General features: G+C 69.8%; 6 protein-coding genes. 5 read left to right on the top strand and 1 reads right to left on the bottom strand.

All coding sequences use genetic code 11. The features are described 5' to 3' along the window. Positions 1-785 (top strand): RsmB/NOP family class I SAM-dependent RNA methyltransferase (locus HUU94_RS10375; RefSeq protein ID WP_174275009.1); only part of this gene is annotated, 785 nt, incomplete at its 5' end. Positions 786-824: 39 nt separating this feature from the next. On the opposite strand, the gene HUU94_RS10370 is transcribed toward HUU94_RS10375, so the two are convergent. Continuing rightward, a complete protein-coding gene (locus tag HUU94_RS10370) occupies positions 825-1,100 on the bottom strand; it encodes a hypothetical protein (protein ID WP_174275008.1) in 276 nt (91 codons plus the stop codon). Positions 1,101-1,729: 629 nt separating this feature from the next. Here HUU94_RS10370 and HUU94_RS10365 point away from each other — a divergent pair. From HUU94_RS10365 to trpA, 4 genes are all read left to right on the top strand, one after another. Then, positions 1,730-2,371, top strand: a complete 642-nt coding sequence (locus HUU94_RS10365; RefSeq protein WP_174275007.1) for a phosphoribosylanthranilate isomerase — start codon at positions 1,730-1,732, stop codon at positions 2,369-2,371. Further along, positions 2,368-3,600, top strand: coding sequence for a tryptophan synthase subunit beta (gene trpB / locus HUU94_RS10360; protein WP_174275006.1), 1,233 nt, complete (start codon positions 2,368-2,370; stop codon positions 3,598-3,600). Before HUU94_RS10365 ends, trpB begins: the two co-directional genes overlap by 4 nt. A gap of 60 nt (positions 3,601-3,660) precedes the next feature. After that, the gene (locus HUU94_RS10355; protein ID WP_174275005.1) at positions 3,661-4,044 is read left to right on the top strand and encodes an endonuclease domain-containing protein; all 384 of its coding nucleotides are present in this window, start codon (positions 3,661-3,663) and stop codon (positions 4,042-4,044) included. Next, positions 4,041-4,791, top strand: a 751-nt coding sequence (gene trpA, locus HUU94_RS10350) for a tryptophan synthase subunit alpha (RefSeq protein ID WP_174275004.1), incomplete at its 3' end; no start/stop codon positions are given. The genes HUU94_RS10355 and trpA, both read left to right, overlap by 4 nt.

Here is a 4,791-nt window from a genome sequence, read left to right as displayed (position 1 = left end):
GGCCCGCGCCGCTCGACCTGAGCTTCGCCGGCGGCGAGGCGGCGCAGCGGCTGGCCGAGGCGACGGGCGGAACCGCGCTCACCGAACGCCATCTCCGCCTGCCCCCGGGCACCCGCCCCGCCGATCTGCCGGGGTTCGACGCAGGCGAATTCTGGGTGCAGGATATCGCTGCCTCGCTTGCCGCGCGGCTGCTCGGGCCCGGCGAAGGCGCGCACGTCATCGATCTCTGCGCGGCACCCGGCGGCAAGACATTGCAGCTCGCCGCGGCGGGATGGCGCGTCACCGCCGTCGATCTCTCCGGCCCGCGCCTCAAGAGATTGCACGAAAATCTTCGCCGGACGGGGCTCGCCGCCGAGATCGTCGTCGCCGACGCGCTGACCTTCTCGCCCGCCGCGCCCGCCGACGCGGTCCTGCTCGACGCGCCCTGCTCGGCGACTGGGATCTTCCGCCGCCACCCCGATGTGCTCCACCGCGTCCGTCCGAGGGCGATCGTCGCGATGGCCGAGCGGCAGCAGGCGATGCTCGCGCGCGCCGCCGCGGCGGTGCGCCCGGGCGGGCTGCTGGTCTATGCGGTCTGCTCGCTCGAGCCCCAGGAAGGCGAGCAGGCGATCGAGGATTTTCTGGTGCGCCAGCCCGGTTTCGCGATCGAGCCCGTCGCGCCGGGCGAATTGCCGGACGGTATCGTGCCGAGCGCGCGGGGGACCGTGCGCGTGCTGCCCGGGATGCTGGAGGCGGCTGGCGGCGCGGACGGCTTCTTCATCGCCCGGCTGCGCAAGGCCGCCTGACGCCCCCGCCGCACCCGGCGGCGGAGGCGCCGGCCGGACTTACTTCTGGGCCAGCGTATAGCTGACGGGCGTGGCGTCATATGTGCCCGAAACGCGGCCGCGGCGCACGATCAGCTCGAACGGGCGGCCGCTGTCGACCTCATGGCCGCTGATAAGCTGGGTCTCGCCGCGCATCCGGAGCGTGCCGACATAAGCGACGCCATCGCGCGCGAACGCGATCGGGGTAGCGGTGGGTGCGCGCTGATCCGCAAGCGCGGGGGCGGCGATGGCCGATAGCGTTACGAGGGCCATCGCGGGGAGGAGCAATCTGGTCATCGGCAGTCTCCAAGAACGGGGTCTGCCTCTCCTTCGAAATCTTTATTGTGCGATGCAGCATACACCGGCCGAGCGCCATGGAAATTGTGTTCGGAGCCGCACCGCTTGCGTTTTGTGCAACGCAGCATCACCGAACGACGCGCACGAAAATGGGGGCCGGTGTCGCCACCGGCCCCCACTGCGCCGAGCATCCAAGCCCACCTGCTTCGTTCCGGCCCTGCGATGCCGAAGCATCTTCAGGTCCGTCCGTCGCGGTTTCGCTCCTCGCTCAGGCGTCGCTGCTTTGTCTCCGGCTTGCGCCTTGGACTGATCAGCGGCCCTTCCTGGTGTATCGGCTCGGCCTCGCTAGCGCTCCGCTTCCCCGACACCGCTTCCGGCGCCTGCACCTCCGCCGCTTTCCGCCTTCCGCACCTCAGTGCTTCCCGCATCGCCGGCTTCGGCGGTTCCCGTTCGCTGCTCCGTCCGTTTCCGTCCGGTCTCGCTCCCGAGGACAATTGGAAGATCATCCTTTTCGCCGAGTCGCGCCAGCGCCGATTCGCGTGCCGGCCCTGTGGGTAACGAGGATATCGGGGACGGAAATCGCGCACGCCGCTTGCCAAGCCGGGGCGACAGGCGCAGCCGCTCGCCGCATGACGATCCGCGCGAAAATCTGTGGTGTCACGAATCGCGAGGCGGCGGATGCCGCGATCGCCGGGGGTGCTGCGTGGATCGGGCTCAACTTCTACCCGGCTTCCCCGCGCTACCTCATGCCGGAGGCGGCGGCGGCGCTGATCGCGCACAGCCCGGCGCGTCTGGGTAAGGTCGGCATCTTCGTCGATGCCGAAGACGACGACATCGCCGCGGCGGTGGCCGCCGGGCTGACCGCCGTGCAGTTGCACGGGCGTGAAAGCCCCGAGCGCGGCGCGACGCTCCGCCGCCGTTTCGGCCTGGAGGTGTGGAAGGCGGTGCCGGTGCGCACGCGCGAGGATCTGGCCGGGGTCCGGGCCTATGGCGGCGCGGCGGATCGCATTCTCTACGATGCCAAGGCACCGGCGGGCGCGGCGATCGCCAGCGGCGGCCTCGGCCTGCGCTTCGATTGGCGGCTGCTCGACGGCTTCGTCCACCCCTTGCCCTGGCTGCTGTCGGGCGGCCTCGATCCGGGCAATGTCGCGGAGGCGATCGGCGTGACCGGCGCCCGCGCGGTGGATGTCGCCTCGGGGGTCGAGAGCGCGCCGGGCATCAAGGATGTGGACAAGATCGCCGCCTTCCTTAAAGCGACCGGCCAGTCATGACCCTCCACAATTCGCTTCGCTCCGGCCCCGACGCGCAGGGCCATTTCGGCGCGTTCGGCGGCCGCTACGTCGCCGAAACGCTGATGCCGCTGGTGCTCGATCTCGAGCGCGAATATCGCGCGGCGCAGGCCGATCCGGCGTTCAAGGCCGAGCTCGATGGGCTGATGACCCATTATGTCGGTCGCCCCAGCCCGCTCTATCATGCCGAGCGGCTGAGCGAGACGCTGCGCGCGGGCGCGCCCGAGGGCATGGGCGCCAAAATCTACTTCAAGCGCGAGGAGCTCAATCACACGGGCTCGCACAAGATCAACAATTGCATCGGCCAGATCCTGCTCGCGCGCCGGATGGGCCGCACGCGGATCATCGCCGAGACGGGCGCGGGATCGCACGGCGTCGCCACCGCCACGGTCTGCGCGCGCTTCGGCCTGCCGTGCGTCGTCTACATGGGCGCGAAGGATGTCGAGCGGCAGCAGCCCAACGTCTTCCGGATGAAGCTGCTCGGCGCCGAGGTCGTGCCCGTGACGAGCGGCGCGCAGACGCTCAAGGATGCGCTCAACGAGGCGTTGCGCGATTGGGTCGCCAACGTAGCGGACACTTTCTACCTGATCGGCACGGTCGCCGGCCCGCATCCCTATCCGGAGCTGGTGCGCGATTTCCAGTCGGTGATCGGGATCGAGGCCAGGGCGCAGATGCTCGAGGCCGAGGGGCGGCTGCCCGATCTGCTCGTCGCCTCGGTCGGCGGCGGATCGAACGCGATCGGCCTGTTCCACCCCTTCCTCGACGATCCCGAAGTGGCGATGCTCGGTATCGAGGCGGCGGGTCACGGGCTCGATACCGCCCGGCACGCCGCCAGCATCGGCGGCGGCAGCCCCGGCGTCCTCCACGGCAACCGCACCTACCTCCTCCAGGACGAGGACGGCCAGATCGCCGAGGCGCATTCGATCTCCGCCGGGCTCGACTATCCCGGCATCGGCCCCGAACATGCCTGGCTCCACGAGATAGGGCGGGTGAGCTACGAGGGCGTGACCGACGCGCAGGCGCTCGATGCGTTTCAGTTGCTCGGCCGTACCGAAGGGATCATCCCAGCACTCGAATGCGCCCATGCGCTGGCCGCGCTGCCGGCGCGCGCGCGCGCGATGCGGCGGGACCAGATCATCCTCGTCAACCTCTCGGGCCGCGGCGACAAGGACGTCGCCACCGTCGCGGCCGCGCTGGGGGTAGAGCTTTGAGGCGGCCCCCAAAGCCCTCTCCCCTTCAGGGGAGAGGGTTGGGAGAGGGGGAGTCGCGCAATGCGTGATGTCGAACTCACCTTGTATGCCAAGGCAATGCGGCGCGAGCCGACCGAACCGGAACAGCGGATGTGGCTGGCGTTACGCGCAAAGCGCTTCGAGCACGTCAAATTCCGCCGCCAGAAAGTTATCGGTCGCTACATCGTCGACTTTGCGGCGCGCGACCCGATGCTGGTCGTGGAGATCGATGGCGATACGCACGCCGATCGTGAAAAGCAGGATGCCGCGCGAACACACTTTCTGGAGCGGCAAGGCTATCGTGTGATGCGCTTTACCAATGGCGACGTGATGACGAATATAGACGGTGTGTTGACAGCGATTGCAGCTCTCGTCCGCACTCCCCCTCTCCCCACCCTCTCCCCTGAAGGGGAGAGGGCTTTATGACCCGCATCGCCGATACCTTCGCGCGTACCCGCGCCGAAGGCCGCGCCGCGCTTGTCGCCTTCGTCACCGGCGGCGATCCGGCGCCCGCCGTCACGCCCGCGATCCTCGATGCGCTGGTCGAGGGCGGGGCGGACGTGATCGAGCTCGGCATGCCGTTCACCGATCCGATGGCGGACGGGCAGGCTATCCAGCTCGCCAATCTGCGCGCGTTGGCGGCAGGCACGACGACCGCCGTGCTCCTCGATATCGCGCGCGGTTTTCGCGCCCGCCATCCGCAGGTCCCGCTGGTGCTGATGGGCTATGCCAATCCCATGCTCCGTCGCGGACCGGAGACGTTTGCCGCCGCCTGCGCCGATGCGGGCGTCGATGGCGTGATCTGCGTCGATGTCCCCGCCGAGGAGGATGCGATGCTGGGGCTGGCGTTGCGCGCGCAGGGCGTAGCGCCGATCCGCCTCGCCACGCCGACCACCGATGCCGCGCGGCTGCCCAAGGTGCTGGAGGGTGCGCAGGGCTTCCTCTATTATGTCGCGGTGGCGGGGATCACGGGCAAGCAGCAGGCCGCGCAGGCGAGCATCGAGGCGGCGGTAACGCGGCTGAGGGCGGCGACCGATCTGCCGCTCGCGGTCGGCTTTGGCGTGCGCACGCCCGCGCAGGCGGCGGCGATCGGGCGGGTTGCCGATGGCGTCGTCGTCGGCTCGGCGATCGTCGAGGCGATCGCCGAGGCGGGTGCTGCGGGCGAAGACCCGG

This window comes from Sphingomonas bacterium (genome assembly GCF_903644055.1).
Taxonomy (GTDB): Bacteria; Pseudomonadota; Alphaproteobacteria; order Sphingomonadales; family Sphingomonadaceae; genus Sphingomonas_I.
Note: the sequence above shows the minus strand (reverse complement) of the source record. Positions and strands in the feature narration are given on the sequence as shown.

What these genes read in the sequence shown, in the direction of transcription:
- HUU94_RS10370 (WP_174275008.1), bottom strand. Translation starts at nt 1,100, where the DNA reads ATGACCAGATTGCTCCTCCCCGCGATGGCCCTCGTAACGCTATCGGCC.
- HUU94_RS10365 (WP_174275007.1), top strand. Translation starts at nt 1,730, where the DNA reads ATGACGATCCGCGCGAAAATCTGTGGTGTCACGAATCGCGAGGCGGCG.
- trpB (WP_174275006.1), top strand. Translation starts at nt 2,368, where the DNA reads ATGACCCTCCACAATTCGCTTCGCTCCGGCCCCGACGCGCAGGGCCAT.
- HUU94_RS10355 (WP_174275005.1), top strand. Translation starts at nt 3,661, where the DNA reads ATGCGTGATGTCGAACTCACCTTGTATGCCAAGGCAATGCGGCGCGAG.